27 protein-coding genes are annotated in these 26,502 nt (G+C 73.2%); 3 read left to right on the top strand and 24 right to left on the bottom strand.

The features are described from left to right. From rpoZ to pyrR, 11 genes are all read right to left on the bottom strand, one after another. Positions 1-264, bottom strand: coding sequence for a DNA-directed RNA polymerase subunit omega (gene rpoZ, locus ABZS80_RS28980; RefSeq protein WP_007075826.1), 264 nt, complete (start codon positions 262-264; stop codon positions 1-3). 63 nt (positions 265-327) lie between these two features. Further along, the gene (locus ABZS80_RS28975) at positions 328-861 is read right to left on the bottom strand and encodes a guanylate kinase (RefSeq protein ID WP_355060764.1); all 534 of its coding nucleotides are present in this window, start codon (positions 859-861) and stop codon (positions 328-330) included. A 25-nt stretch (positions 862-886) separates the two neighbouring features. Next, entirely contained in the window at positions 887-1,204 is a 318-nt protein-coding gene (gene mihF / locus ABZS80_RS28970) for an integration host factor, actinobacterial type (protein ID WP_013285515.1), read from the bottom strand. A gap of 175 nt (positions 1,205-1,379) precedes the next feature. Then, complete coding sequence (gene pyrF, locus ABZS80_RS28965; RefSeq protein WP_355060763.1) at positions 1,380-2,219, bottom strand: orotidine-5'-phosphate decarboxylase; 840 nt, start codon at positions 2,217-2,219, stop codon at positions 1,380-1,382. 161 nt (positions 2,220-2,380) lie between these two features. After that, positions 2,381-3,655, bottom strand: coding sequence for an adenosylmethionine--8-amino-7-oxononanoate transaminase (locus tag ABZS80_RS28960; RefSeq protein WP_355060761.1), 1,275 nt, complete (start codon positions 3,653-3,655; stop codon positions 2,381-2,383). A 91-nt stretch (positions 3,656-3,746) separates the two neighbouring features. Further along, on the bottom strand, positions 3,747-4,763 hold the full coding sequence (locus tag ABZS80_RS28955) for a quinone-dependent dihydroorotate dehydrogenase (protein ID WP_355060759.1): 1,017 nt from the start codon (positions 4,761-4,763) through the stop codon (positions 3,747-3,749). Between the two features lie 97 nt (positions 4,764-4,860). Further along, complete coding sequence (carB, locus tag ABZS80_RS28950) at positions 4,861-8,208, bottom strand: carbamoyl-phosphate synthase large subunit (protein ID WP_355060757.1); 3,348 nt, start codon at positions 8,206-8,208, stop codon at positions 4,861-4,863. Next, a complete protein-coding gene (carA, locus tag ABZS80_RS28945; RefSeq protein WP_355060755.1) occupies positions 8,201-9,373 on the bottom strand; it encodes a glutamine-hydrolyzing carbamoyl-phosphate synthase small subunit in 1,173 nt (390 codons plus the stop codon). The genes carB and carA overlap by 8 nt, the downstream gene beginning before the upstream one ends. Further along, the gene (locus tag ABZS80_RS28940) at positions 9,370-10,701 is read right to left on the bottom strand and encodes a dihydroorotase (RefSeq protein ID WP_355060753.1); all 1,332 of its coding nucleotides are present in this window, start codon (positions 10,699-10,701) and stop codon (positions 9,370-9,372) included. Before ABZS80_RS28940 ends, carA begins: the two co-directional genes overlap by 4 nt. Further along, complete coding sequence (locus tag ABZS80_RS28935; RefSeq protein WP_151461583.1) at positions 10,698-11,624, bottom strand: aspartate carbamoyltransferase catalytic subunit; 927 nt, start codon at positions 11,622-11,624, stop codon at positions 10,698-10,700. Before ABZS80_RS28935 ends, ABZS80_RS28940 begins: the two co-directional genes overlap by 4 nt. Then, positions 11,621-12,202: a bifunctional pyr operon transcriptional regulator/uracil phosphoribosyltransferase PyrR gene (pyrR, locus tag ABZS80_RS28930; protein ID WP_151461582.1), complete on the bottom strand. Its 582-nt coding sequence runs from the start codon at positions 12,200-12,202 to the stop codon at positions 11,621-11,623. The genes ABZS80_RS28935 and pyrR overlap by 4 nt, the downstream gene beginning before the upstream one ends. Before the next feature lie 285 nt (positions 12,203-12,487). Between pyrR and ABZS80_RS28925 the strand changes: the two genes are divergently transcribed. Next, positions 12,488-12,976: a helix-turn-helix domain-containing protein gene (locus ABZS80_RS28925; protein ID WP_013285505.1), complete on the top strand. Its 489-nt coding sequence runs from the start codon at positions 12,488-12,490 to the stop codon at positions 12,974-12,976. A 57-nt stretch (positions 12,977-13,033) separates the two neighbouring features. On the opposite strand, the gene nusB is transcribed toward ABZS80_RS28925, so the two are convergent. Genes nusB through aroB form a run of 4 tightly spaced genes read right to left on the bottom strand, consistent with a single transcriptional unit; the run spans position 13,034 to position 15,604 of the window. After that, positions 13,034-13,444: a transcription antitermination factor NusB gene (nusB, locus tag ABZS80_RS28920; protein WP_210406048.1), complete on the bottom strand. Its 411-nt coding sequence runs from the start codon at positions 13,442-13,444 to the stop codon at positions 13,034-13,036. Between the two features lie 23 nt (positions 13,445-13,467). After that, complete coding sequence (gene efp, locus ABZS80_RS28915; RefSeq protein ID WP_151461581.1) at positions 13,468-14,025, bottom strand: elongation factor P; 558 nt, start codon at positions 14,023-14,025, stop codon at positions 13,468-13,470. Between the two features lie 44 nt (positions 14,026-14,069). After that, positions 14,070-14,531 (bottom strand): type II 3-dehydroquinate dehydratase, encoded by a 462-nt coding sequence (aroQ, locus tag ABZS80_RS28910; RefSeq protein WP_355060750.1) that lies wholly within the window; start codon positions 14,529-14,531, stop codon positions 14,070-14,072. Next, a complete protein-coding gene (gene aroB / locus ABZS80_RS28905) occupies positions 14,528-15,604 on the bottom strand; it encodes a 3-dehydroquinate synthase (protein WP_355060748.1) in 1,077 nt (358 codons plus the stop codon). Before aroB ends, aroQ begins: the two co-directional genes overlap by 4 nt. A gap of 138 nt (positions 15,605-15,742) precedes the next feature. On the opposite strand from aroB, the gene ABZS80_RS28900 reads away from it, so the two are divergent. Both ABZS80_RS28900 and ABZS80_RS28895 read left to right on the top strand, forming a co-directional pair. Next, entirely contained in the window at positions 15,743-16,267 is a 525-nt protein-coding gene (locus ABZS80_RS28900) for a DUF2243 domain-containing protein (protein WP_355060746.1), read from the top strand. Next, on the top strand, positions 16,264-17,037 hold the full coding sequence (locus ABZS80_RS28895) for a cytochrome c oxidase assembly protein (RefSeq protein ID WP_355060744.1): 774 nt from the start codon (positions 16,264-16,266) through the stop codon (positions 17,035-17,037). Before ABZS80_RS28900 ends, ABZS80_RS28895 begins: the two co-directional genes overlap by 4 nt. Here ABZS80_RS28895 and ABZS80_RS28890 read toward each other — a convergent pair. The 9 genes from ABZS80_RS28890 to ABZS80_RS28850 all read right to left on the bottom strand — a co-directional run bounded on the left by ABZS80_RS28890 (position 17,027) and on the right by ABZS80_RS28850 (position 25,617). After that, complete coding sequence (locus tag ABZS80_RS28890) at positions 17,027-17,536, bottom strand: shikimate kinase (RefSeq protein WP_355060742.1); 510 nt, start codon at positions 17,534-17,536, stop codon at positions 17,027-17,029. The genes ABZS80_RS28895 and ABZS80_RS28890 overlap by 11 nt on opposite strands. After that, complete coding sequence (gene aroC / locus ABZS80_RS28885; RefSeq protein ID WP_355060740.1) at positions 17,533-18,711, bottom strand: chorismate synthase; 1,179 nt, start codon at positions 18,709-18,711, stop codon at positions 17,533-17,535. The genes ABZS80_RS28890 and aroC overlap by 4 nt, the downstream gene beginning before the upstream one ends. Before the next feature lie 99 nt (positions 18,712-18,810). Next, entirely contained in the window at positions 18,811-19,626 is an 816-nt protein-coding gene (locus ABZS80_RS28880) for a shikimate dehydrogenase (protein ID WP_355060738.1), read from the bottom strand. Continuing rightward, a complete protein-coding gene (gene mltG / locus ABZS80_RS28875) occupies positions 19,626-20,846 on the bottom strand; it encodes an endolytic transglycosylase MltG (protein ID WP_355060736.1) in 1,221 nt (406 codons plus the stop codon). The genes ABZS80_RS28880 and mltG overlap by 1 nt, the downstream gene beginning before the upstream one ends. Then, the gene (ruvX, locus tag ABZS80_RS28870) at positions 20,843-21,304 is read right to left on the bottom strand and encodes a Holliday junction resolvase RuvX (RefSeq protein ID WP_355060734.1); all 462 of its coding nucleotides are present in this window, start codon (positions 21,302-21,304) and stop codon (positions 20,843-20,845) included. The genes mltG and ruvX overlap by 4 nt, the downstream gene beginning before the upstream one ends. Before the next feature lie 74 nt (positions 21,305-21,378). After that, positions 21,379-24,057 carry an alanine--tRNA ligase gene (alaS, locus tag ABZS80_RS28865; protein WP_355060732.1) on the bottom strand — a complete coding sequence of 893 codons (2,679 nt, stop codon included), beginning with the start codon at positions 24,055-24,057 and terminating at the stop codon, positions 21,379-21,381. After that, positions 24,054-24,359: a hypothetical protein gene (locus ABZS80_RS28860; RefSeq protein WP_355060730.1), complete on the bottom strand. Its 306-nt coding sequence runs from the start codon at positions 24,357-24,359 to the stop codon at positions 24,054-24,056. Before ABZS80_RS28860 ends, alaS begins: the two co-directional genes overlap by 4 nt. Before the next feature lie 31 nt (positions 24,360-24,390). Continuing rightward, the gene (locus ABZS80_RS28855) at positions 24,391-24,852 is read right to left on the bottom strand and encodes a DUF948 domain-containing protein (RefSeq protein WP_355060728.1); all 462 of its coding nucleotides are present in this window, start codon (positions 24,850-24,852) and stop codon (positions 24,391-24,393) included. A 147-nt stretch (positions 24,853-24,999) separates the two neighbouring features. Further along, on the bottom strand, positions 25,000-25,617 hold the full coding sequence (locus tag ABZS80_RS28850) for a hypothetical protein (protein ID WP_355060841.1): 618 nt from the start codon (positions 25,615-25,617) through the stop codon (positions 25,000-25,002). Positions 25,618-26,502: the final 885 nt, after the last annotated feature.

Here is a 26,502-nt window from a genome sequence, read left to right as displayed (position 1 = left end):
TTACGGCTGGTCGGTCGGCTCGGCGGTGAGCAGACCCGCGTTGATCTCGCGCATGGCGATGGAGAGCGGCTTCTCCTGGGGGGTGGTCTCCACCAGCGGGCCGACGTACTCCAGCAGGCCCTCACCGAGCTGGCTGTAGTAGGCGTTGACCTGGCGCGCGCGCTTGGCGGCGAAGATGACCAGCGCGTACTTCGAGGTGGTCTTCTCGAGGAGCTCGTCGATCGGCGGGTTGGTGATGCCTTCGGGGTTGGCGATGGATCCCACGAATTAACCTCTGCGTCGTTGTGCACCGCCCGGGGGCGGTGGCCTCTCAGGAGCGGTGGCCTCTCAACCGCTCGGGCGCGGTCGGGCCGGAGCCAGGAAGGAAGAACCGAGCAAGCCTACCAGCTCCTCGGCCGCGCGCTCGGTCCGGTCGTGTACGACGGCGTGTGCGAAGGCGGCCGCGACGGCGGGGTCCGGCCGGTACGCGGGCGGGGTGAGCAGCACCAGCCGCGCGTCCGGCGCCACGGCCCGGACGGCGAGCGCGCCGGGCAGGTCCAGCGGAAGCAGCACGGGTCGCCCCTCGGCGAGCCGGGACCGCACGCCCGCGCGCGGCACCCCGCGCCGGTGGGGCCCGATCCGGCTCCACTCCAGCAGCTCGTCGGCCGCGACCATCCGGTCGAAGTCGCCCGCGCCGACGAAGAGCCGGTCGACGCCGTCCACCTCGCCGGGGCAGGCCGGCCGGGTGGTTGCGGCCACCGGCACCCACACGGACGGAAAGCGCGCCCGGACCAGCTCGACGACACTCTCCCGGCCGGCCCCCGAAGGTCCGGCCAGGACAGTGAGCCGAGCCGCCGGGCGCGCCTCGTCATCCGTGCTCACCGCTTGTTTCTACACGGTGGGCCGTTCAGTTGGCGGCGAACTCTCCAAGCAGCGCCTTGCGCTGCTGCTCGCCCAGGCCACGCAGCCGACGGCTGTCAGCGATCTTGAGCTTCTCCATGATCTGGGTGGCTCGGATCTTGCCGATGCCCGGCATCGCCTGGAGCACGGCCGAAACCTTCAGCTTGCCCACGACGTCGTCGGACTCGGCCCGCTCGAGGACGGTGGCGAGGGTGGTCTTGCCCTGCTTGAGCTGCTCCTTCAGCTCAGCACGGGCCTTGCGGATCTCCGCGGCCTTCTCCAGCGCGGCAGCGCGCTGTTCGGGGGTCAGTGACGGGAGCGGCACCAGTTCTCCTCAGGTCCCTAGTACGGCGGGCGGGGCGCACCACCGCAGCTGTGAAACGTGGTGTCGCTGGCAACCAAAGGGGTCAGTGGTTCCCAGCGCGGGGAAAACTAGCGGTCAACGGCGTTTTCGGCAACGTGGGCGCGCGAAGATCAACGGAAAGTGACCGAGCCGTCAGTCAGTCACGCGTGGCCAGGGCGGCCCGGCACTCGGCCAGCACCCGGTCGGTGGCGGCGCGCAGCGCGGCCTGGTCCGGCCCCGCGCCCAGCACCTCCCGGGAGTACGACGGCAGCACCGAGGGCAGGGCGGAGCCGAAGACGACACGCAGGTCGGCGGCCGTCGCGCCCTGCGCGCCGAGCCCCGGGGCGAGCAGCGGACCGTTCACGGCGGTGAGGTCGTGACCGGTGTCACCGATCGTCGCGCCGACCACGAGCCCGAAGCTGCCCAGCGGCTCGGCACCCCGGTTGAGCTGGGAAATCTCGTCGATCACGGTCTGCGCCACGGTGCGCCCGTCGGCCCCGACGGCGCGCTGCACGGCGGCTCCCTCGGGATTCGAGGTGAGCGCCAGGACGAAGACGCCGCCGCCGTGCGCGGCCGCCAGCTCGAACATCGGCGCGAGCGAACCGACCCCCAGGTAGGGGCTCGCGGTGACCGCGTCGACATACAGCGGGCTGGATGGATCAAGGTACGCCGAGGCGTACGCGCTGACCGTCGAGCCGATGTCGCCGCGCTTGACGTCAAGGACAACGAGCGAGCCCGCATTTCGCAACTGTCGGATAGTTGACTCAAGAATTCCGACCCCGCGCGCCCCGAAACGCTCGAAGAACGCCGACTGGGGCTTGACCACGGCCACCCGGTCGCCGATGGCCTCCACCACCGTCCGGCAGAACCGGTTCAGGCCGTCCACGTCGTCGGTCAGTCCCCAGCGGGCCAGCAGCCCGGGATGCGGGTCGATCCCCACGCAGAGCGGTCCCCGCTCGGCCACGGCCCGGTGCAGGCGGGCGCCGAAGGTCTCCATCGCGTCTCTCCCTCTCCTGGCGCGGCAGCGGGCCGCGTCGTTGTCCGGCGACGTCGTCCCGCCGCCGGTGGTGCCGTCCGGGCCCTCGCCCCGTTCCCGAGGGCCGTTAGGAGGGGCCCCCTCCTCTACCGGAGGCGTTAAGGAGGGGCCCTTCCTTACGCTCAGCCGGCTTTGACGGCCGCGGCCACGCCGGCCGCGATCCGGGCCACGTCCGCGTCGTCGCAGACGTACGGCGGCATGGTGTACACGAGGTCCCGGAACGGGCGCAGCCAGACGCCCTGCGCCACCGCGGCGGCGGTGGCCCGGGGCAGGTCCACCTCGTGGTCGAGCTGCACCACGCCGATCGCGCCGAGCACCCGCACGTCGGCCACCCCGGGGGCGTCGCGCAGCGGCGCCAGGCCGGCCCGCAGCCCCTCTTCGATGCCCGCCACCCGGGCGGCCCAGTCCCCGGCCCGCAGCAGGTCCAGGGAGGCGTTGGCGACCGCGCAGGCGAGCGGGTTGCCCATGAAGGTGGGGCCGTGCGCCAGCACCCCGTCGGCGGAGATGGCCCGGGCCACCTCGGGGGTGCAGAGCGCCGCGGCCAGGGTGAGGTATCCACCGGTGAGCGCCTTGCCGACGCACAGCACGTCCGGGGCGACCCCGGCGTGCTCGGCCGCGAACATGGTGCCGGTCCGGCCGAAGCCGGTGGCGATCTCGTCGAAGACCAGCAGGATCCCGTGCGCGCGGGTCACCTCGCGCAGCACCCGGAGGTAGTGCGGGTGGTGGAAGCGCATCCCGCCGGCACCCTGCACCACCGGCTCGACGATCACCGCGGCCAGCTCGCCGGCGTGCCGCTCCACCGCGTCCACCAGCGCCGCCTCGTACGCCGGGTCGGGTGGGGTGTCGAAACCGGACGGTGGCACCGGCGCGAACACCTGCCGGGGCAGCACGTCGCCCCAGAGGTGGTGCATGCCGCCCTCCGGGTCGCAGACGCTCATGGGGTGGAACGTGTCGCCGTGGTAGCCGCCGCGCCAGGTGCCCAGCCGGCGGCGTTCCGGCCGCCCCAGGGCCCGCTGGTACTGCAGGCACATCTTCACGGCCACCTCGACGCTGACCGAGCCGGAGTCGGCCAGGAAGACGTGCTCCAGGCCGTCCGGGGCCAGCTCCACGAGGGTCCGCGCCAGGCGCACCGCGGGCTCGTGGGTGAGGCCGCCGAACATGACGTGGCTCATCCGGCCGAGCTGGTCGGTGACGGCGGCGTCCAGCACCGGGTGCCGGTAGCCGTGGATCGCCGCCCACCAGGACGACATCCCGTCGACCAGCTCCCGGCCGTCGGCCAGCCGCAGCCGCACGCCCTCGGCACTGTCCACGACGTACGGTGGGTTGGCCGGCGGCAGGGCCGCGTACGGGTGCCAGACGTGCCGGCGGTCGGCGGCGAGGATCTCCTCGGGCGTCACGGTTCTCCTTCGTGGTGTCGGCGCGGTCCGGCAACTCCAGCGCGGCGCGACCGCCGCCGCGCCGCGACCTGGAGTCGTCGTCCGGCGCGGGTCAGCGCCGGGCGGCCGCCCGGGCCACCGACCGGACCAGGGCCGGGCCCCGGTAGATGAAACCGGTGTAGAGCTGGACGAGGCTCGCGCCGGCGTCGAACATCCGGGTCGCGTCGTCCGGGTCGAGGATGCCCCCCACCCCGATCACCGGCAGCCGGCCGCCGGTCTCCCGGTGCACGAAGGCCACCACGTCGCGGGCGCGGGCGGTCAGCGGGCGGCCGGAGAGCCCGCCGGCCTCCGCGCCGCGCGCCCGGTCGGCCGGGGCGAGCCCGTCGCGGGCCAGGGTGGTGTTGGTGGCGATCACCCCGGCCGCGCCGCGGTCGAGGCAGACCTCCAGCAGCTCGGCGACGGCTGCCTCGGTGAGGTCGGGGGCGATCTTCACGAGCACCGGCTTCTCCCCCACGAGCGCCGCGAGCAGCGCGTCCAGGTGGGACCGGTCCTGAAGGGACCGCAGCCCCGGGGTGTTCGGTGAGGACACGTTGACCGCGAAGTAGTCCCCGTGCCCTTTCAGCGCCCGGTGGGAGGCCAGGTAGTCCTCGACGGCCTCGTCCAGCGGGGTCACCTTGGACTTGCCGAGCGAGATGCCGAGCGGGACGCCGAGCGGACGCGGCAGCGCCGCCAGCCGGGCCGCGAGGGCGTCCGCGCCTGCGTTGTTGAAGCCCATCCGGTTGACCACGGCCTCGCTGTCGCGCAGCCGGAACAGCCGGGGTCGGGGGTTGCCCGGCTGGGCGTGCGCGGTGACGGTGCCGACCTCGACGAAGCCGAAGCCCAGCGCCGGCCAGGCCGGCAGCGCCACCCCGTTCTTGTCCATCCCGGCCGCGAGCCCGACCGGATTCGGGAACTCCACCCCGAACACGGTCCGCGGCGCGCGCACCGCGTACCGCGCCCGCAGCGCCGCGAGAACGCCCGGCCGCCCGGCCACCCCGCCGAGCCGCTCCAGCGTCCATTCATGGGCGGCCTCGGCGTCTCCACCCCCGATCCGGAACAACCGGGGCCGCACCACCTTCTCGAAGATCACCCCCGCCTCCCCCGCCCGACCGCGTTGATCATGAAGTTGTTGTCACGACACGCCGACGCGCCGGACAACAACTTCATGATCAACGACCGCGGGGCGGTCACTCGCCGGCCCGGAGGGCGGCGTGGAGTTCCTGGAGGGGACGGACCCGCATGTCGCCCCGGATGCGCGCCTCGATGCCCATCACGGCGGCTGCCGCGCCGGGCACCGTGGTGACGCAGGGGATGTCCGCCGTGACGGCGGCGCTGCGGATCTCGTAGCCGTCGGAGCGGGCGCTCGCGCCGGAGCCCTGCGGCGTGTTCACCACCAGCGCCACGTCGCCGCCGAGGATCAGCGAGACGGCGTCCTCGCCCTCGCCCGACTCGTAGTGCTTGCGGATCTGCTCGCAGGCGATGCCGTGCCGGCGCAGCACCTCGGCCGTGCCGGTGGTGGCCACGATCTCGAAGCCCAGATCGGCCAGGCGCTTGATCGGGAAGATCATGCCGCGCTTGTCCCGGTTGGCCACCGAGACGAAGATCTTCCCGGCGGTCGGCAGCGACCCGTACGCGGCGGACTGCGACTTGGCGAAGGCGTGCCCGAAGTTGGTGTCGATGCCCATCACCTCGCCGGTGGACTTCATCTCCGGGCCGAGCAGCACGTCGATGCCCTTGCCGGACGGGGTGCGGAACCGCTTGAACGGCAGCACCGCCTCCTTGACGGCGATGGGGGCGTCGGCGGGCATCGTCCCGCCGTCCCCGGTGGGCGGCAGCATCCCCTCGGCGCGCAGTTCGGCGATGGTGGCGCCGAGCGCGATCCGGGCCGCCGCCTTGGCCAGCGGCACCGCCGTGGCCTTGGAGACGAACGGGACCGTCCGGGAGGCACGCGGGTTGGCCTCCAGCACGTACAGCATGTCGTTCTGGAGCGCGTACTGGACGTTGAGCAGGCCCTTCACCCCGACCCCGCGGGCGATCTCCTCGGTGTAGCGGCGCACCTGGGCCAGGTGCGAGCCGGCCAGGGTGATCGGCGGCAGCGCGCAGGAGGAGTCGCCGGAGTGGATGCCGGCCTCCTCGATGTGCTCCATCACGCCGCCCAGGTAGACCGCCCCGTCGGCGTCGACCAGGGCGTCCACGTCGATCTCGATGGCGTCGTCGAGGAAACGGTCCACGAGGACCGGGTGGTCCGGCGAGATGTCGGTGGCCCGGCCGATGTAGTCGCGCAGGGTGGAGTCGTCGTAGACGATCTCCATGCCCCGGCCGCCGAGCACGTACGACGGGCGGACCAGCACCGGGTACCCGATCTCGTCGGCGATTCCCTTGGCCTCGTCGTACGAGGTGGCCATGCCGTGCGCCGGGGCGCGCAGCCCGGCCCGGGACAGCACCGCGCCGAACGCGCCGCGCTCCTCGGCCAGGTGGATCGACTCCGGCGAGGTGCCGACGATCGGCACGCCCGCGTTCTTGAGCCGCTTCGCCAGGCCGAGCGGCGTCTGCCCGCCGAGCTGCACGATCACCCCGACCACGCCGGGGCCACCGGCCGCCTTGCCGGTGGTGTCCTCGGCGTGCCAGACCTCCAGCACGTCCTCGAAGGTGAGCGGCTCGAAGTAGAGCCGGTCGGCGGTGTCGTAGTCGGTCGAGACGGTCTCCGGGTTGCAGTTGACCATGACGGTCTCGTAGCCGACCTCCCGCAGCGCCTGCACGGCGTGCACGCAGGAGTAGTCGAACTCGATGCCCTGCCCGATCCGGTTCGGCCCGGAGCCCAGGATGAGCACCTTGGGCCGGTCCGAGGGCCCGACCTCGGTCTCCTGGTCGTACGTCGAGTAGTGGTACGGCGTGGTCGCCTCGAACTCGGCCGCGCAGGTGTCCACCGTCTTGTAGACCGGCCGGACCCCGAGCCGGTGGCGCAGGGTGCGGACGCCGTCCTCGGCCGCCAGCTCAGGGCGCAGCGCGGCGAGCTGCCGGTCGGAGAGGCCGGCCCGCTTGGCGCGGCGCAGCAGCTGGGCGTCGAGCACCGGGGCGTCCACGATCTCGGCCCGCAGCTCCACGAGCGCGGCGATCTGGTCCAGGAACCAGGGGTCGATCCCGCCGGACGCCTCGGTCACCTCGGCGATGGACGCGCCCAGCCGCAGCGCCCGCTCGACCGTGTAGATCCGGCCGTCGTGCGGCATGCGCAGCGCGGCGAGGGTGTTCTCCCGGGTGGCCCCCTCCGGGTCCGGGGTGGTCCAGAAACCCGATGATCTGGTTTCCATCGAGCGCATCGCCTTGTTCAGCGCCTCGGTGAAGTTGCGCCCGAGGCTCATCGCCTCGCCGACCGACTTCATGGTCGTGGTCAGCTCCGGGTCGGCGCCGGGGAACTTCTCGAACGCGAACCGGGGGATCTTGACCACCACGTAGTCCAGGGTCGGCTCGAACGCCGCCGGGGTCTTCAGGGTGATGTCGTTGGGGATCTCGTCGAGGGTGTAGCCGATGGCCAGCTTCGCGGCGATCTTGGCGATCGGGAAGCCGGTCGCCTTCGACGCGAGGGCCGAGGAGCGGGACACCCGCGGGTTCATCTCGATCACGACGATCCGGCCGTCGGCCGGGTTCACCGCGAACTGGATGTTGCAGCCGCCGGTGTCGACCCCGACCTCGCGGAGCACCGCGATGCCCAGGTCACGCAGGCGCTGGTACTCCCGGTCGGTCAGCGTCATGGCCGGGGCCACGGTGACGCTGTCGCCGGTGTGCACGCCCATCGGGTCGAGGTTCTCGATCGAGCAGACCACCACCACGTTGTCGTGGCGGTCGCGCATGAGTTCGAGCTCGTACTCCTTCCAGCCGAGCACGCTCTCCTCGATGAGCACCTCGTGCACCGGGCTGGCGGCCAGGCCGGCCCCGGCGATGCGGGTCAGGTCCTCGTCGGTGTGCGCCATGCCGGAGCCGAGGCCGCCCATGGTGAACGACGGCCGGATCACCACCGGCAGGCCCAGCTCGCCGACGGTCTCGCGGACCTCGTCCATCGAGTGGCACACCCGGGAGCGGGGCACCAGCGACGACGGGTCGTCCAGGCCGAGGCGTACGCCGGCCTTGGCCACGATGTCCTTGAACAGCTGCCGGTCCTCGCCCCGGTTGATGGCGTCGATGTTGGCGCCGATCAGCTCGACGCCGTACTTCTCCAGGACGCCGGCCTCGTGCAGGGCGACCGCGGTGTTCAGCGCGGTCTGCCCGCCCAGGGTGGGCAGCAGCGCGTCGGGGCGTTCCTTGGCGATGACCAGCTCGACGAACTCCGGGGTGATCGGCTCGACGTAGGTGGCGTCGGCGAACTCCGGGTCGGTCATGATCGTCGCCGGGTTGGAGTTGACCAGGCTGACCCGGATCCCCTCGCTGCGCAGCACCCGGCAGGCCTGCGTGCCGGAGTAGTCGAACTCGCAGGCCTGACCGATCACGATCGGGCCGGAGCCGATCACCAGGACGTGCTTGAGGTCGGTCCGCTTAGGCATCCTTGCGCCCCTCACTCTGCTTCCGGTCGGGGCTGCGGCCCTCGATCAGCTCGGCGAAACGGTCGAAGAGGTAGTCCGCGTCGTGCGGGCCGGCCGCCGCCTCCGGGTGGTACTGGACGGTGAAGGCGGGCACGTCCTTGGCCCGCAGCCCCTCGACCACGTTGTCATTGAGGCAGACATGGGACACCTGGACGCCGCCGAACTCGGTGTCGATCACCTGGTCGGGGACGACGGCGCCGTGCGCCGCGCCCGGCACCTCGACCGCGAAGCCGTGGTTGTGGCTGGTCACCTCGACCTTGCCGGTGGCCCGGTCGAGCACCGGCTGGTTGATGCCGCGGTGGCCGTAGCCGAGCTTGTAGGTGCCGAAGCCGAGCGCCCGGCCGAGGATCTGGCTGCCGAAGCAGATGCCGAACAGCGGGATCCGCCGGCCCAGCACCTCCCGCGCCAGGGCGACCGGCCCGTCGGCGGTGGCCGGGTCGCCCGGCCCGGGCGAGAAGAAGACCGCGTCCGCGCCGGTGGCCAGCAGGTCCTCGATGCGGGAGCCGGCGGGCAGCACGTGGGTGGTCACGCCGCGGGCGGCGAGCCGGCGCGGCACGTTGCGCTTGATGCCCAGGTCCAGCGCCGCCACGGTGAACCGGTGCTCGCCCTGCGCCTGCACCACGTACGGCTCTGCGGTGGTCACCTCGGCGGACAGGTCCGCGCCGACCATCTGCGGCGCGTGGCGGACCCGGTCGAGGAGGGCGACCGGGTCGTCGTCGATGCTGGAGATGCCGACCCGCATGGCGCCGCGCTCGCGCAGGTGCCGGGTGAGCGCCCGGGTGTCCACGCCGCTGATGCCGACCACGCCCTCGGCGGCGAGCCGGTCCTCCAGCCCGCCGGTGGCCCGCCAGTTCGAGCCGATCCGGGCCGGGTCGCGCACCACGTAGCCGGCCACCCAGATCCGGGCGGACTCGTCGTCCTCGCCGTTGACGCCGGTGTTGCCGATGTGCGGCGCGGTCTGCACCACCACCTGGCGGTGGTAGGAGGGGTCGGTGAGGGTCTCCTGGTAGCCGGTCATGCCGGTGTTGAAGACGGCCTCACCGAAGGTCTCCCCGACGCTGCCGTACGCCTCGCCGTGGAACGTGCGCCCGTCCTCCAGGACGAGAATCGCCGATCGCCTCTTCACTTGACAGCCTTTCCGTCCAGGACCGTCGGCTCGCCGCGCAGGAAGGTCGCCACGATGCGACCTGGCAGCGTCATGCGGGCGTACGGGGTGTTGCGACTGCGGCTGGCCAGCTCCGCGGGCTCGACGACGCGGCGGGCGGCCGGGTCGACCAGGATCAGGTTGGCCGGTACGCCGGGGGCGGGGTCGAGGCCGTGGGAGTCCAGCCCGGCGATCCGGGCCGGGACGCGGGACATCCGCTCGGCGATGAGGTCCCACTGCGGCCCGAGCACGTCCAGCGCGATGGAGAGCGCCGTCTCCAGGCCGAGCATGCCCGGCCGGGCGTACGCCCACTCGCACTCCTTGTCCTCCACGGCGTGCGGCGCGTGGTCGGTGGCGACGATGTCGATCACGCCCTCGGCCAGGGCCGCCCGCAGCGCGGCGACGTCGGCGGCGGTGCGCAGCGGCGGGTTGACCTTGTAGACCGGGTCGTAGGGGCCGGCTGGGCTCCAGTTGTTCGCGAGTGCGGGGCTCGCAAGCTCACTCCTCCCGCTCACGACCTCGTCGGTGAGCAGCAGGTGGTGGGGGGTCACCTCGGCGGTGACCTTCACCCCCCGCGCCTTGGCGTGCCGCAGCACCTCGACGCTGCCCGCCGTGGAGACGTGGCAGATGTGCAGGCGGCTGCCCACGTGCTCGGCCAGCAGCACGTCGCGGGCGATGATCGCCTCCTCGGCGACGGCCGGCCAGCCGGTCAGCCCGAGCCGGGTGGAGACCTCGCCCTCGTGCATCTGCGCGCCCTCGGTGAGCCGGGGCTCCTCGGCGTGCTGGGCGATCACCCCGTCGAACGCCTTGACGTACTCCAGGGCCCGGCGCATCAGCTTCGGGTCGGCGACGCAGTGCCCGTCGTCGGAGAAGATCCGCACCCGGGCCGCGGAGTCGGCCATCGCGCCCAGCTCGGCCAGGCGCTCACCGGCCAGGCCGACGGTGACCGCGCCGATCGGCTGCACGTCGACCAGCCCGGCCTCCCGGCCGAGCCGCCAGACCTGCTCGACCACCCCGGCGGTGTCGGCCACCGGCGAGGTGTTCGCCATGGCGCAGACCGCCGTGTAGCCGCCCAGCGCCGCCGCCCGGGAGCCGGACTCCACGGTCTCGGCGTCCTCCCGGCCCGGCTCGCGCAGGTGGGTGTGCAGGTCGACCAGGCCGGGCAGGGCCACCAGGCCGGTGGCGTCGAGCACCGTGGCGTCCGGCGCGGCCAGGCCGGCGCCGGTCTCCGCCACGACGCCGTCGCGGATCAGCAGGTCGGTCGGCGTGCCACCGACCACACTCACGTTCCTGATCAGGTACGCGGTCACCGGTTGTTCCCTCCGAGCAGCAGGTAGAGGACGGCCATCCGCACGGAGACCCCGTTGGCGACCTGTTCGACGATGGTGGAGCGGGGCGAGTCGGCCACCTCGGGCGTGATCTCCATCCCCCGGTTCATCGGCCCGGGGTGCATGACGATCGCGTGCTCGGGCAGCCGGCGCATCCGCGGCCCGTCCAGCCCGTAGCGGCGGGCGTACTCGCGGGCGGAGGGGAAGTAGGAGTCGTTCATCCGCTCCCGCTGCACCCGCAGCATCATCACCACGTCCACACCGGGAAGAACGGTGTCGAGGTCGTAGGAGACATCGGTGCCGGGGGCCAGCGCGGGAGAGATGTCGACCGGGATGAGGGTCGGCGGGCCGACCAGGGTGACCTTCGCGCCGAGGGTGGAGAGCAGCAGCACGTTGGAGCGGGCCACCCGGGAGTGCAGCACGTCGCCGACGATCGCCACGTGCAGGCCGTCGAGGCGACCCAGCCGGGACCGCATCGTGTACGCGTCGAGCAGCGCCTGGGTGGGGTGCTCGTGGGTGCCGTCGCCGGCGTTGACCACCGAGCCGTCCACCCAGTTGGCCAGCCGGTGCGGGGCCCCGGAGGCGGGATGCCGGACGACCACCGCGTCGGCGCCCATGGCCTGGAGGGTGAGCGCCGTGTCCTTCAGGCTCTCGCCCTTGGCCACGCTGGAGCCCTTGGCGGAAAAGTTGATCACGTCGGCGCTGAGCCGCTTGGCGGCCGCCTCGAACGAGATCCGGGTCCGGGTGGAGTCCTCGTAGAAGAGGTTGACCACGGTCCGGCCGCGCAGCGCGGGCAGCTTCTTGACCTCCCGGCCGGCCACGGTGGCCATCTCGGCCGCGGTGTCCAGGATCCGGGTGGCGGTCGCCGCGTCCAGGTCGGCCCCGGAGAGCAGGTGACGGATCATGAGGCGCCTCCGTGCAGCCGGACCTCGTCCGCACCGTCCGTCTCGGCCAGGGTGACCTTGACGCTCTCGGCGAGCGCGGTGGGGATGTTCTTGCCCACGTAGTCGGCGCGGATCGGCAGCTGGCGGTGCCCCCGGTCGACCAGGACGGCGAGCTGCACCGAGGCCGGGCGGCCGACGTCGCTGAGCGCGTCCAGGGCGGCCCGCACGGTGCGGCCGGAGAAGAGCACGTCGTCGACGAGGATCACCCGCCGGCCGTCGATCCCGCCCGGGGGCAGGTCGGTGGGGCCGACCGCGCGGGTGGCGTGCCGGCGCAGGTCGTCGCGGTAGAGCGTGATGTCGAGCACCCCGACCGGGACGGTCACGTCCTCGAAGGTGCTGATCCGGGCGGCGAGCCGCTTCGCGAGCGGGACCCCGCGGGTGGGGATGCCGAGCAGCACGGTGTCGGCGGCGCCCTGGGTCTTCTCCAGGATCTGGTGGGCGATGCGGTCGACCACCCGCGACACGTCGGCGGCGGCGAGGATCACCTTCACCGAGGGTTGTCGCGGCGGCGACGGGTGGGCAGCCGGTGGGTAGGCCACGGCGGACCTCCTTCCCCGCCTCACGGGACGGGTCGTTAAAGGACGTCTGGTTGGCTCCGGCGGGCCGCGGAGGGCCCGGACCGGGGCTTCGTGCCACGTTACCAGCGGTCACCGGGTCGGCCGCCGCCGGGACTGACCAGCGGGTCAGCGTGGAGAAATGCGGACAACCCGCACACCGGGCCGACCGGGGTCGTCACGAACACTTGACCGCGTGTCGCAATCCCCGTACCGTCACGCTCCGTAGCGATAGCTGGGAGAACCCCGAGCAGCACTGGGAGTGTCCGAATGCCCTCTGAATACGCCAAGTCGCTGGGCGCCCGCCTGCGCTCCATCCGCCAGCAGCAGGGCCTGTCCCTGCAGGGGGTGGAGGAGAAGTCGAACGGGCGGTGGAAGGCCGTGGTGGTCGGCTCGTACGAGCGCGGCGACCGCGCCGTCACCGTGTCCCGCCTGGCGGAGCTGGCCGACTTCTACCGAGTTCCCGTCTCGGAGCTGCTGCCCGACGGCAGCGGGGTGCGCCACGAGCCCACCAGCAAGATCGTTCTGGACCTGGAGCGGCTCTACGACGAGGCCTCCGAGGACCTGGCCTACGTCGCCCGGTACGCCCGGGCCATCCAGCAGCAGCGCGGTGACTACAACGGCCGGGTGCTCTCCATCCGCGCCGACGACCTGCGCGCCCTCGCGATCGTCTACGACGCCTCGCCGTCGGGCCTGATCGAGCGGCTCACCGAGCACGGTGTGCTGGTCGCCGACCCCCGCGCGTTCTTCGCGTCCTGACCCGCCCACGACGAAGGGCCCGCGCCGTTCGGCGTGGGCCCTTCGTCGTGCCGGGGTTCAGCGGGTGGCGTACTCGGCGATGCGGCCGAGGATGCCGTTGAGGAAGCGCGGCGAGTCGTCGGTCGACATCTGCCGGGCCAGCTCGACGGCCTCGCTGATCGCCACCGCGTCGTCGATCTCATCGACGTAGAGCAGCTCGTAGACCGCGATCCGGGCCAGGTTGCGGTCGACCGCCGGCATCCGGTCCAGCGTCCAGCCCTCGGCGTAGCTGGCGATCACCTCGTCGATCCGGTCCAGGTGCGCGGCCACGCCCTCGACCAGGCCGACCGCATAGCCGACGTGCTCGGGGCGGGGCTTCTCGATCCGCTCCAGGTAGCCGGCGAGCACCTCGACGGGCGGCCGGTCCCGCAGGTCGGCCTCGAAGAGCACGTCCAGCGCCCGCTTGCGCGCCTTCCGGCGCGCCGGCATCTGCTGCTTGGGACCCTCGGCCATCAGGCTCGGCCGAGGTAACGGCCGTCGCGGGTGTCGACCTTGATCTTCTCGCCGGTGGTGATGAAGAGCGGCACCTGGACGGTGGCGCCGGTCTCGACGGTGGCCGGCTTGTTGCCGCCGGTCGACCGGTCGCCCTGCAGACCCGGCTCGGTGTAGGTGATCTCGAGCACGACCGAGGTGGGCAGCTCGATGTAGAGCGGCAGCCCCTCGTGGGTGGCGACGGTGGCCTCGGCCTCGGGGAGGAGGTAGTTGGCCGCCTCGCCGACGGTGCCGCCGGGGACGGTGATCTGGTCGAACGTCTCCAGGTCCATGAAGACGTAGTCCTCGCCGTCGGCGTAGAGGTACTGCATGGTGCGCTTGTCGACGGTGGCGGTCTCGACCTTGGTGCCCGCGTTGAAGGTCTTGTCGACCACCTTGCCGGACAGCACGTTCTTCAGCGTGGTACGCACGAACGCACCGCCCTTACCGGGCTTGACGTGCTGGAACTCGACGACGGCCCACAGCTCGCCGTCGAGGTTGAGTACCAGGCCGTTCTTGAGGTCGTTGGTGGAGGCCATTTCCTGCCTTGATCTTCAATTGGCGGACAGACCCACGAAGTCTACTAGCTGTGTCGAACCGACTGCCCGGCGCTGGTCGGGCCGGCCGTGGCCAGGTGCCGCAGGGCCAGCCGGTAGCCGTCCACGCCCAGCCCGCAGATCACCCCGGTGGCCACCGCGGAGACCACCGAGTGGTGCCGGAACTCCTCCCGGGCGTGGATGTTGGAGATGTGTACCTCGACCAGCGGGCCGCGCAGCAGGGCGCAGGCGTCCCGGACCGCGATCGAGTAGTGCGACCAGGCGGCCGGGTTGAGCACCACGGCCGCACCCTCGTCGGCCGCCTCGTGCAGCCAGCCCAGCAACTCGTGCTCGGCGTCGGTCTGCCGGACCACCACGTCCAGCCCCAGCTCGCGACCGGTCTCCTCGCACATGGTCACCAGGTCCGGGTAGCTGGTCACCCCGTAGACGTCGACCTGGCGGGTGCCGAGCCGGCCCAGGTTCGGGCCGTTGAGCACGTAGACCCTCACGAGCTGATCTCCTCGTACGCCCGCGCCAGCAGCTCGTCCGACGGCGCCTCCAGGATCGCCGGGCGGGCCAGGCCGTCCAGCACGACGAAGCGCAGCCGGCTGCCCCGGGCCTTCTTGTCCACCCGCATGGCGGCCAGCAGCTCCGGCCAGGCGTCGGCCCGGTAGCCGGTGGGCAGGCCGAGCGCCGCCACCACGGCCCGGTGCCGCTCCGCGGTGGCCGCGTCCAGCCGCCCGGCCAGCCGCGCCAGGGTGGCCGCGTAGACCAGGCCCACCGCGACGGCATGACCGTGCCGCCAGTGGTAGCCCTCCACCTTCTCGATGGCGTGGGCCAGCGTGTGCCCGTAGTTGAGCACCTCACGCACCCCGGACTCGCGCAGGTCACCGGAGACCACGTCCGCCTTCACCCGCACCGCCCGCTCGATCAGCTCGCGGGCCACCGGCCCGGTCGGGTCCAGCGCGGCGGCCGGGTCCCGCTCCACCAGGTCGAGGATCACCGGGTCGGCGATGAACCCGCACTTGACCACCTCGGCCATCCCGGCGGCCAGGTCGGCCCGCGGCAGGCTGTCCAGCGTCGCCAGGTCGCAGATCACTCCGGCCGGCGGGTGGAAGGCGCCGACCAGGTTCTTGCCGGCCGCCGTGTTGATCCCGGTCTTGCCGCCGACGGCGGCGTCGACCATGCCGAGCAGGGACGTCGCCACCGGCACCCAGCGCACCCCGCGCAGCCAGCTGGCCGCCACGAACCCGGCCAGGTCGGTGACCGCGCCGCCACCCACCCCGACCACCGCGTCGGTGCGGGTGAAGCCCGCCTCGCCGAGCCGGTCCCAGCAGGCCGCGGCCACGTCGACGTGCTTGGCCGCCTCGGCGTCCGGCACCTCGATGAGCAGCGGGGCCACGCCGGCTTCGCGCACCCGCTCGGCCAGCTCCTCGGCCAGCCCTTTGAGCGGGGGCGCGTGCAGGAAGGCCACCCGCTCGGCGCCGGGCAGCAGCCGGGGCGGCGGGTCGAGCAGGTCGCGTCCCACCAGCACGTCGTACGGCCGGTCGCCGCCGACCGGAATCCGGGTCACCTCGTCCATCGCGGGCAGCCTAGTCGAGCGGGCGGCGCCGGGGCGGCGACTGTCCACTCCGTGGCCAATCCGCTTGCGCCGGCGTTTGACCGGGCAGGAGCGGGCAGTAACGGTGGGGACGAAACCCCCGACGGCGGAGGTGCAGGCATGACCCGAGCAACCATCGACGGCGCGGACATCCGGGTGCCGGCGACGATCCTCGGCGTGGGCCTCGGCGGCTTCGTCGACGGCATCCTGCTCCACCAGGTGCTCCAGTGGCACCACCTGCTGAGCAGCACGAACACCGACCGGATCGGAGTGAAGTACTACCCGGTGGACACGGTGCCCGGGCTGAGGATGAACACGCTCTGGGACGGGCTGTTCCACACGGTGACCTGGGTGGCGGTGCTGACCGGCCTGGCCCTGCTCTACGCCCGGGTCACCCGGTCCCGGGGCCGGCTGTGGCGCTCCCCCGCGCTGTGGGGCTGGGCGCTGGTCGGCTGGGGCCTGTTCAACCTGGTCGAGGGGCTCGTCGACCACCAGATCCTCGGCATCCACCACGTGCGCACCGGCCCGCACCAGCTCTGGTGGGACCTCGGCTTCCTCGCCCTCGGCGTGGTCCTCGTCCTGATCGGCTGGGCCGTGCAGCGGAGGGCCTCCGCCGTCGACGTCCGCGCCCCGGAACGGCGGTGAGCCTCGCCCACGCCGGACACGCGGCCGGCGGCTTCCCGGCCGCCGCGCTCGTACCCCCGGTGCTGTTCTGGGCCTACCTGGCCGCGGCCCTGCGGCAGCGGGACCCGGGCCGGCCCGGGTGGGACCACCGGCGGACGGCGAGCTTCGGCCTCGGCGCGGCGCTGCTCGCCGCCGGGCTGCTGCTCCCCGCCGCCGACCTGCCCGGGCACATGGCGCAGCACCTGCTGCTCGGCATGCTGGCGCCGCTGGCCCTGGTGCTCGGCGCGCCCGGCACGCTGGCCCTGCGGACGGTGGACCGGCGGGTCGGTCGCGCGGCGCTGCGGCTGCTGCGCCACCCGGCCCTCCGGATGCTCGCCCACCCGGTGACCGGGCTGCTGCTCACCGCGGGCGGGCTGTGGCTGCTGTACCTCACCCCGCTGTACCGGGCCACCCTCACCCATCCGGCGCTGCACGGGCTGGTACTGCTGCACTTCGTGCTCAGCGGCTACCTGTTCACCTGGTCGGTCGCCGGACCGGATCCCGGGCCGCACCGGCCCCGGGTCCCCGTCCGGCTGGTCGTGCTCGGGGCGGGGGTGGCGGCGCACGCCGTGCTCGCCCAACTCCTCTACGCCGGCGCGCTCGTGGACGTGCCGGCGACCGGGGACGAGCTGCGGGCCGGCGCCACGGTGATGTACTACGGTGGCGACCTGGCCGAGATCCTGCTGGCCCTCGCCCTGCTCGTCACCTGGCGGCCGGAGCGTGCGCCCCGGCCCATGCCGGTCAGGGCTTGAGCAGAGCCCCGATCTCGGTGGCGATCTCCTCCGGGGTCCGCCCGTCGGTCAACACCGTCGCGGTGGCGACCTCGGCGTAGAGCGGGCGGCGCTGCTCCATGAGGTGCCGCAGCGTGGCGCGCGGGTTCAGCGCCAGCAGCGGCCGGCCGGCGCCCAGGCCGACCCGCTTCACGGCGTCGGTCAGCTCCACCGACAGGTGCACCACGGTGTGCCCGACCAGCGCGGCGCGGTTGTCCTCGGCGAGGACCGCGCCGCCGCCGAGGGCGAGCACGCCCGAGTGCGAGGCCAGCCCCGCCGCCACCGCGGCCCGTTCGAGGGTACGGAAGTGCTCCTCCCCCTCGTCCACGAAGATCTCCGGGATCGGCTTGCCGGCGAGCTGCTCGATGTCGGTGTCGGTGTCCCGGAACCCGACGCCGAGCGCCGCGGCGAGCGCCCGCCCCACCGTGGTCTTGCCGGAGCCGGGCGCCCCGACCAGCACGCAGACCGGCCGGGTGCTCATTTGATCACCAGCGCGTCGAGGTAGCCGGACAGGTTGCGGCGCATCTCGGCGACCGAGTCGCCGCCGAACTTCTCCACCGCCGCCTCCGCCAGCACCAGGGCCACCATGGCCTCGGCCACCACGGCCGCGGCCGGCACCGCGCACACGTCCGAGCGCTGGTTGATCGCGGTGGCGGGCTCGCCGGTCAGCACGTCGACGGTCGACAGCGCCCGGTTCAGCGAGGAGATCGGCTTCATGGCCGCCTTCACCCGCACCGGCTCGCCGGTGGTGATGCCGCCCTCCAGCCCGCCCGCCCGGTCGGTCACCCGGCGCACCCCGGTGGCCGTGGGCAGGATCTCGTCGTGCGCCTCCGAGCCGCGCGAGCGCGCCTGCGTCCAGCCGTCGCCGATCTCCACACCCTTGATGGCCTGGATCGACATCAGCGCGGTGGCCAGCCGGGCGTCGAGCTTGCGGTCCCACTGCACGTGGCTGCCCAGGCCCGGCGGCACCCCGTACGCCAGCACCTCGACCACGCCGCCGAGCGTGTCGGCGGCCTTCTTGGCGGCGTCGACCTCGGCGACCATCCGGGCGCTGGCCTCCGGGTCGAGGCAGCGCAGCGGGTCGGCGTCGATCCGGGCGGCGTCGGACGGGGCCGGCCGCAGCCCGGGCTTGACGCCGATCGGGCCCAGCTCCACCACGTGGGAGACGATCTCGACGCCGAGGGCCTGCTTGACCAGGGCCTTGGCGACCGCGCCCACGGCGACCCGCGCGGCGGTCTCCCGGGCGCTGGCCCGTTCCAGGATCGGCCGGGCGTCGGTGTGGCCGTACTTCTGCATGCCGGCCAGGTCGGCGTGGCCGGGTCGGGGGCGGGTGAGCGGGGCGTTGCGGGCCTGCCCGGCCAGCTCCTCCGCGTCGACCGGGTCGGCGGCCATCACGGTGCGCCACTTCGGCCACTCCGAGTTGCCCACCCGGATGGCCACCGGGCTGCCCAGCGTCACGCCGTGCCGGAGCCCACCGATGACCTCGATCTCGTCCTGCTCGAAGGACATCCGGGCGCCCCGGCCGTAGCCGAGCCGGCGCCGGGCCAGCTCGCCGGAGATCTCCGCGGTGGTCACCTCGATGCCGGCGGGCACCCCCTCCAGCAGCGCGACGAGGGCGGGTCCGTGCGATTCACCTGCAGTCAGCCAGCGCAACACAGCGGTCAGTCTGTCACGCCCGGTGTCCGACAGATCGTCCTGCCCGCCGCGTCCCGCCCTGCGGACGCGGCCGTCCGCACGCCGGGCGGGCAGTCGCGGTCAGGCCGCCGCGCGGGCCTCGGCCAGCGCGGCGCGCATCGCCTCCCGGGGCGCGGACACGCCGGTGAAGTGCTCGAACTGGCCGACCGCCTGGGCCAGCAGCAGGTCCAGCCCGGACACCACCCGGCAGCCGGCGGCGACCGCCGCCGCAGCGAGCGGAGTGGGCCACGGGTCGTAGACCACGTCGAAGAAGACCGTCCCGGGCCGCCAGTCGAAGTTGTCGGCGAGCGGGTCCGCCACGCCCCTGGGCACCGTGGAGACCACGAGGTCGGCCCGGGCGTGCGCCGGGGCGCCGTCCCAGGGAGCGCCGACCAGCGGGACGCCGACCGCCTCAGCCGTCGACCCCAGCTCCCGCACCGCCTCCGGGCGGCGCGCCACCACGGTCACCTCCGCCGCACCGATCCGCGCCGCCGCCGCGACGGCCGCCCGGGCGGTGCCGCCCGCGCCGAGCACGGTGACCGTGGCGCCCGCCGCGCACCCGGCGGCGGTGAGCACGTCCACCATGCCGGCGACGTCGGTGTTGTCGGCGTACCAGGTGCCGTCCGGCCAGCGCACCAGCGTGTTGGCGGCGCCGACCGCGGCGGCGACCGCCGAGGCCTCGCCGGCCACCGCGAGCGCGGCCTCCTTGCCCGGCATGGTGACCGACAGGCCGGCCCACTCCGGGCCGAGGCCCGCGACCAGGCCGGCCAGTTCGTCGGCCGCGCACTCGATCCGGGTGTACGACCACCCGGTCAGCCCGGCCGCCGCGTACCCGGCGTTGTGGATCACCGGGGAGAGCGAGTGGGCGATCGGCCGGCCGACGACGGCGGCCTTCATCAGGTGCAGTTCTCCCCGGTGAGCACCTTGTTGTCGCACATCTTCTTCTGCAGCTGACGGAAGTCGGCGTCGTTCGAGCCGTAGCCCATCGTGCCCTTCTGGTCGATCGTCATGAAGAAGATCCAGTCGCCGGGCGGCGGCTCCAGGGCGCCCTTGAGCGCGGCCTCACCCGGGTTGCTGATCGGGGTGATCGGCAGGCCGGCCACGTTGTGCGTGTTGTACGGGTTCTTCAGGTCGTTGATCTCGCTCTGCAGCAGGTCGTCGGAGTCCTTCGGGTCCTTGCCCTGCAGCCGGAAGTAGTAGTTGATGCCGCTGTCGATGCCCAGGCACTTGCAGCCGATCTTGCCGGCGTAGACCCGGTTGTAGATCACCCGCGACACCTTCGGCAGGTCGACCGCGTTGACCGACTCGGCCTCGGCGATCGAGGCGGTGATCAACGCCTCGTACGGCGAGATCTTGCGCTCCTTCTGCGTCCGGTCGACGAAGTCGAGCTGCTGGGCCACCGTCATGAACTGATCCACCATCATCGACAGGATCTGCTCGGCGGTCGCCTTCGGCGGGATCTCGTAGGTGGACGGGTAGAGGAAACCCTCGATGCTCTTCGGGCCCTTCTTGCCGTCCTGCCGGTTGAACCAGAAGGCGGGCACGCCCAGCTTGACCGGATCCTTCGCGGCGGTCTGGAAGTCCTTGACCGGGATCTTGGTCTGCTTGGAGAGGATCTGGTAGATGTTCAGGCTGATCGTGCCCTCGGGGATGGTCACCCCGTTGACCACCCGGCTCTTCGGGTCGAGCATCAGCGTGATCACGTCCGCGGCCTTCATCTGCTTGCGGACCTTGTACCGGCCGACCTGGATGTTCTTGCTGCGCGAGTTCGCGTCGGCGGCCTCGATGAACGCCTTGGTGCTCTTCACCACGCCGGCGTCGTAGAGGGTGATCCCCATGTCGGTGAGGGTGTCGCCGGCCTTCACCTCGACCAGCACCTCGCCCGTGCCCGGGCCGTCGTAGTCCGGGGTGACGAAGTGGTTGCGGATCCGGTCGAAGCCGACGTACGCGCCGCCGCCGATGCCGCCCAGCAGCACGATCGCCATCAGCAGGGCGAAGATGGTCTTGCCCCGGCCGCCACCCGAACCGCCGTTGCGCTTGCGCACGGCGCTGCGCCGGTGCCGGCCCTTCTCCCCCCTATCCGCCTCGTCGAACCCCAGATCAAGATCGTCGATCATTGTGTCCGCCTCCGCTGCGCGTCCAGCCAGCTCTGCAGAATCTCCACCGCGGCGGCCTGGTCGACCACCGCCCGTTGGCGCTTTCCCCGGACGCCCCGTTCGGCCAGCCTACGACTCGCGACCACGGTCGACATCCTCTCGTCCGTCAGCGTCACCGGAATCGACCCCATTACATCGGCCAACCGGGCAGCGTACGCCGAGACGTTCGCCGCCGCGGGGCCATGCTTTCCGGCGAGGTTGACCGGCAGGCCGACGACGACCTCGACCGCCTCGTGCTCGCCCGCCAGCCGGACCAGCTCGGCGATGTCGGTGGGCACCGCGTCCGGCCCGGTCGTCAGGTCGCGGGCCAGGGTGACCAGCGGTGTGGCCAGGACGCCGTGCGGATCGGAGCGAGCCACCCCGACGCGGACCTGGCCGACGTCGACGCCGAGCCGGACACCACGGGACAGTTCAGCCATCTACCGGACACCCTTCCCCCGGTACGGGCCAGGGCGGACCCGGCGGTCCGCCCTGGCTTCCATCGGTGCGCACATCAGACGTCGGCGATCGCCTTCTCCACGGTGGCCAGCAGGTTCGGCGCCTCCGCGGCGGGCAGGCCGCCGCCCTGCGCGAGGTCGTCGCTGCCGCCGCCCCGGCCGGAGAAGGCCGCCTTCACCAGGTCCTTCGCGGTCAGGCCCCGGCCGCGGGCGGCCTGGTTCACGGCCACCACGAGGGACGCCTTCCCGTTGGCCCGGGCGGCCACCGCGACCACGGCCGGGCGGGCCGGGTCGATCCGGCCCCGGATCTCCTGCGCCAGGGTTCGCACGTCGTTGCCGGCCGCGCCCTCGGGCGCCTCGGTGCCCACGTACGCGACGCCGCGGACGTCCTTCGCCTGCGCCGCCAGGGCCGCGGCCCCACCCAGCACGAGCTGGGCGCGGAGCTTCTCCAGCTCCTTCTCCGCGTCGCGCAGCTGGGTGACCGTCTGCTCCACCCGGTCGGCGACCTGGTCGCCCGGCACCCGGAACAGCTCGGCCAGCCGGGAGACCAGCAGGTGCTCGCGGGCCAGGAAGCCGAAGGCGTCCATGCCCACCAGCGCCTCGATCCGGCGCACGCCCGAACCCACCGACGCCTCGGAGAGGATCTTGACGAGGCCGAGCTGGGCCGAGCGGGCCACGTGCGTGCCCCCGCACAGCTCGCGGGCGTAGTCGCCGACCTCGACGACCCGGACCCGCTCGCCGTACTTCTCGCCGAACAGCGCCATGGCGCCGATCCGGCGTGCCTCCTCCTGCGTGGTGATGAAGGCGTGCACCTCCAGGTCGGCCAGGAGCACCTCGTTGACCTGCTGCTCCACGTCGTGCAGCACGCTCGGCGCCACCCCGGTCGGGGTGTTGAAGTCGAACCGGAGCCGGCCCGGCGCGTTCAGCGAACCCGCCTGGGTGGCCGACTCGCCGAGGAAGTTGCGCATGGTCTGGTGCACGAGGTGGGTGGCCGTGTGCGAACGGGAGATGGCCCGCCGCCGCGACACGTCGATCTCGGCGTAGCCGGTCTCACCCGCGCGCACCTCACCGCGGCGCACCTTGGCCCGGTGCACGATCAACCCCGGCACCGGCTGCTGCACGTCGAAGACCTCGAGCTGGCCGCCGCCGACCGTGATCAGACCCTGGTCGGGCTGCTGGCCGCCGCCCTCCGCGTAGAACGGGGTGGTGTCCAGCACCAGCTCGATCGTGTCACCCTCGACCGCCGCGGCCACCTCGGCGCCGCCGGCCAGCAGCGCGCGCACCCGGGACTCCCGGGTCAGCTCGGTGTAGCCGGTGAACTCCACCGCCCCGCCGCCGTCGAGCACCGACCGGTACGCCGACACGTCGGTGTGCCCGGTCTTGCGCGCCTGGGCGTCGGCCTTGGCCCGGCTGCGCTGGTCGGCCATCAGCCGGCGGAAACCCTCCGCGTCGACCTGCAGGCCCTGCTCCGCCGCGATCTCCAGGGTCAGGTCGATCGGGAAGCCGTACGTGTCGTGCAGCTGGAACGCCTTGTCGCCGGAGATCGACGCCTGCCCGGCCGACTTGGTCTCCGCGATGGCGGTGTCCAGGATCGTGGTGCCCGCCCGCAGGGTGGCCAGGAAGGCGTCCTCCTCGGCGTACGCGTACTGGGAGATCCGGCCGAAGTCCTCGGCCAGCTCCGGGTAGGACGGGGCCATGCAGTCCCGCGCCACCGGCAGCAGCTCGGGCAGCGCCCGGTCCTGGTAGCCGAGGAGGCGGACCGCGCGGATGGCCCGGCGCATGATCCGGCGCAGCACGTAGCCGCGGCCCTCGTTCGACGGGGTCACCCCGTCGCCGATCAGCATCAACGCCGTACGCACGTGGTCGGCGATCACCCGCAGCCGCACGTCGTCCGGGTGCGACTCGCTGGCCACGTGGCCGGAGTGCGCGCCGTAGCGCTTGCCGGTCAGCTCGGCGGCCCGGGCCAGGATCGGCCGGACCTCGTCGATCTCGTAGAGGTTGTCGACACCCTGGAGGATGGAGGCCATCCGCTCCAGGCCCATGCCCGTGTCGATGTTCTTCGCCGGCAGCTCGCCGAGGATCGGGTAGTCCTCCTTGCCGGTGCCCGGCCCCCGCTCGAACTGCATGAAGACGAGGTTCCAGAACTCCATGTAGCGGTCCTCGTCGACCGCCGGACCGCCCTCGCGGCCGTACTCCGGGCCGCGGTCGTAGAACAGCTCGGAGCAGGGGCCGCACGGGCCGGGGATGCCCATCGACCAGAAGTTGTCGGCCTTGCCCCGGCGCACGATCCGCTCGGCAGGCACGCCGACCGACCGCCAGATCTGGTACGCCTCGTCGTCGTCCAGGTAGACCGTCGGCCAGATCCGCTCCGGGTCCAGCCCGAAACCGCCCGCCTCGACCGGCTTGGTGACCAGGTCCCAGGCCAGCGGGATGGCGCCGTCCTTGAAGTAGTCGCCGAAGGAGAAGTTGCCGTTCATCTGGAAGAACGTGCCGTGCCGGCTGGTCTTGCCGACCTCGTCGATGTCCGGCGTCCGGATGCACTTCTGCACGCTGACCGCCCGCTGGTACGGCGGCTTCTGCTGGCCCAGGAAGTAGGGGACGAACTGCACCATGCCGGCGTTGACGAACAGCAGGTTCGGGTCGCTGATGGCGGGCAGCGGAGCGGACGGCACCACGGCGTGGCCGTTGGCCTCGAAGTGGGCGAGATACCGCCGCTTGATCTCCGCCGTCTTCATCGCTGGTGTTCCTCCGGGAAAATCTCTCGGTCGCCGATCCGCGGGTCCTCCCGCAGCTCGGCGAACTGGTCGTCGTACGCCTCGCCGCGGGCGAAGGCCTCGTGGATCTCGTGCTCGCGCTCGGCCATCCCGGCCCGGACGTCGTCCACGAAGCCGCGGACCGACTCGACGAGGCCGCCGGCCGACTCGGACAGCCCGCTGGCGATCCCCGCCGGCGTGTACGCCTGCGCGGTCCGGGTGGCCTTGCGGACCACCAGCACGCCCACGGCCAGGCCGATGCCCAGCCAGAACAACCGCCTCATGCTCTCATCCTCCCGCTGTTCGCCGGCCGGGTCAGCCGTTGCCGCGCCTGGCGGCCCGGCGCTGCTGCTTGATGGTGTCGCGCACCTCGCGCTCGGTCTCGGCGTGCCGGCGCGCGGCGGCGGCCTTGCGCACGCCGTAGCCGAACGCGGCGACCTTGACCAGCGGGTTCGCGGCGGCGGCGGAGACCACGGCGGCCAGGTTCGCCACATTGGCGGTGACGTTCTGCGCGTGGGTGGTCATGGTGTCCACCTTGGCCAGCTGGAGGTTGACCCCGTCGAGGGAGGTCTGCACCTGCTCCAGCGCCGTGTTGACGTTCTTCACCGTGGTGTTCACGTCACCGAGCAGCGGCGCGGTGCGGTCGTTGAGGTCGTTGATCATGCGGGTGGCGGCGTCCACGGTGTGCCGCAGCCGCAGGATGGGCAGCGTCAGGATCAACACGAGCATCGCGAACGCGATCGCCGCGATCAGCGCCGCGACCTCTCCAAAACTCACGCCTGTCCTCCTCGAGCAGTGTCCGGGGCCCGACGCCCCGTGACGCGCGACCGTCCTACCCACTTCGCACCACGCTGACCCGCCGGGGTCAATGGGCGCAGGCGGGCCCGCCAGCCCCAGACCCTACCGTCCGTGATGGAAACTGGCTCACGACGGTGAGGGTGCCGACTCGCCGAGCGGGTCGTCGGTGAGGGTCGGGTACGGGTCCTCGCCGGTGAGTGACGGATCGGTGGTCGGCTGCGGTCCGGTCCGCTCGTCGTCGATCGCGTTGCGCACCTTCACCGACACCAACGAGCCGGTGCACTTCCCCGCTGCGGGCGCGGGCGGCGGAGACGGCGCAGGCTCGCCCTCCACGGGCGGCGGCACGCAGGTGGGCTCGCGCACCCAGAGGTCGAGGGTGAGCTCGTCCCGGCGCCAGCAGGTGTAGGTGCCCTTGACCTTCTGCTCCGGGCAGCGGCTCACCTTCCACCGCTGCCAGCCGTCCCGGGACAGCGCCGCCTCGTAGGCCTGCGCGGTCTCCTTCCAGGCCTTCTGCGACTCGACGGTGCGTTCCCGCAGCCGGCAGTCCTGGAGGCACCACCGGCTGCCGCTGACGTTGTCGACCGTCTTCGTCGCCGCCCAGGACGGCACGCTCAACGCGTCGAGGGTGTCGAAGACCGGGTCGTGGCTCAGCGTGCGCAGCCCGAAGTAGAGCGGCAGCGCGCCGAGCAGCACCACGCTGACCAGGGCGAGGATGCCCAGCCGCAGCCGCTGCCGCTCGCGCATCTGCCGGCGCAGTTCCGAGCGGGCGCCCCGCAGGCCGCCCACCGCGTCGTCGGCGTCCCCCGGCGCGGCCTCGGCCCGGCGCAGCGCCGGTCCGGCGCCGTCCTCCGGTCCCGGTCGCGCCTCCGCTGGGGGCACGACCGCGGCGGCCCGCGCCACCGCGGGCTCCCCCGGGGGTACGACCGCCGCCGCCCGGGCCACCGCCGGCGCGCCCGGTCCCGGCGGCACGGCATTCGGGCCACCGGTTTCGGGCCGGGTGGACGCCGGCGCGGGCGGGTTCGCCCGGCCGGCCGGCCGCTCGTCCGGCGCCACGGGGCGGGCCACCGAGGCGGCGGCCCGGGCCACCGGGGGGCCACCGGCCGCGGCGCGCGGCTCGCCAGCGGGGACTCCGCCGTCCGGGCGGGCCGCGCCCCGGGCGGGAACACGCGCGTCGCCGCCGGCCGGACCCGCCCCGGGACGTCCCGGCGGAACGGGGCGACGGCCGGCGTCGGGCCCGGACCGCTCCGGGGCGCCCCCGGCGGGGAAGCCACCGGTCCGTGCGGGGTCACCGGCGGGGACACCGCCGGTGCGGCCGGGATCGCCGCCCCGGCCTCGTCCGCCGACCGGCACACCGCCGGTGCGGGTCGGGTCCCCGCCGGCCGGGAAACCGCCGGTGCGGATCGGGTCCCCACCGGCCGGGAAACCGCCGGTGCGGGCGGGATCGTCGGTGGGCGGGCGTCCGCCAGGTCGGGGACCAGCGGCCGGCAGGCCGCCGGTGCGGTCGCTGTCCGGCCGGGCGGCGCCACGGGCGCCGTCGGTGGGAGCGGCCGGGCCGCCGGGCCGGGCCGGGCCCCGAGCGGGGCCGGCCTGGTCGGGCTGCAGGGGCGGCACCGCCGCGCCGACGCGGCC

Origin of the sequence: Micromonospora sp. NPDC005305, assembly GCF_040607315.1 — a bacterium.
Classification (GTDB): Bacteria; Actinomycetota; Actinomycetes; order Mycobacteriales; family Micromonosporaceae; genus Micromonospora.
The sequence above is the reverse complement of the archived record's forward strand: the minus strand, read 5'-3'. Positions and strand labels throughout refer to the sequence as shown.

Bases quoted from the DNA above. Each gene is read 5' to 3' on its own strand.
- carB (WP_355060757.1), bottom strand. From the start codon at position 8,208: ATGCCTAAGCGGACCGACCTCAAGCACGTCCTGGTGATCGGCTCCGGC.
- ABZS80_RS28880 (WP_355060738.1), bottom strand. From the start codon at position 19,626: ATGAAGGCCGCCGTCGTCGGCCGGCCGATCGCCCACTCGCTCTCCCCG.
- efp (WP_151461581.1), bottom strand. From the start codon at position 14,025: ATGGCCTCCACCAACGACCTCAAGAACGGCCTGGTACTCAACCTCGAC.
- nusB (WP_210406048.1), bottom strand. From the start codon at position 13,444: ATGCCGGCGCGCCGGAAGGCGCGCAAGCGGGCGCTGGACGTGCTCTTC.
- ABZS80_RS28900 (WP_355060746.1), top strand. From the start codon at position 15,743: ATGACCCGAGCAACCATCGACGGCGCGGACATCCGGGTGCCGGCGACG.
- ABZS80_RS28860 (WP_355060730.1), bottom strand. From the start codon at position 24,359: ATGAGGCGGTTGTTCTGGCTGGGCATCGGCCTGGCCGTGGGCGTGCTG.
- mltG (WP_355060736.1), bottom strand. From the start codon at position 20,846: ATGATCGACGATCTTGATCTGGGGTTCGACGAGGCGGATAGGGGGGAG.
- ABZS80_RS28850 (WP_355060841.1), bottom strand. From the start codon at position 25,617: ATGCGCGAGCGGCAGCGGCTGCGGCTGGGCATCCTCGCCCTGGTCAGC.
- ABZS80_RS28935 (WP_151461583.1), bottom strand. From the start codon at position 11,624: ATGATCCGTCACCTGCTCTCCGGGGCCGACCTGGACGCGGCGACCGCC.
- ruvX (WP_355060734.1), bottom strand. From the start codon at position 21,304: ATGGCTGAACTGTCCCGTGGTGTCCGGCTCGGCGTCGACGTCGGCCAG.
- ABZS80_RS28890 (WP_355060742.1), bottom strand. From the start codon at position 17,536: ATGAGCACCCGGCCGGTCTGCGTGCTGGTCGGGGCGCCCGGCTCCGGC.
- ABZS80_RS28925 (WP_013285505.1), top strand. From the start codon at position 12,488: ATGCCCTCTGAATACGCCAAGTCGCTGGGCGCCCGCCTGCGCTCCATC.
- alaS (WP_355060732.1), bottom strand. From the start codon at position 24,057: ATGAAGACGGCGGAGATCAAGCGGCGGTATCTCGCCCACTTCGAGGCC.
- aroB (WP_355060748.1), bottom strand. From the start codon at position 15,604: ATGGACGAGGTGACCCGGATTCCGGTCGGCGGCGACCGGCCGTACGAC.
- pyrF (WP_355060763.1), bottom strand. From the start codon at position 2,219: ATGGAGACCTTCGGCGCCCGCCTGCACCGGGCCGTGGCCGAGCGGGGA.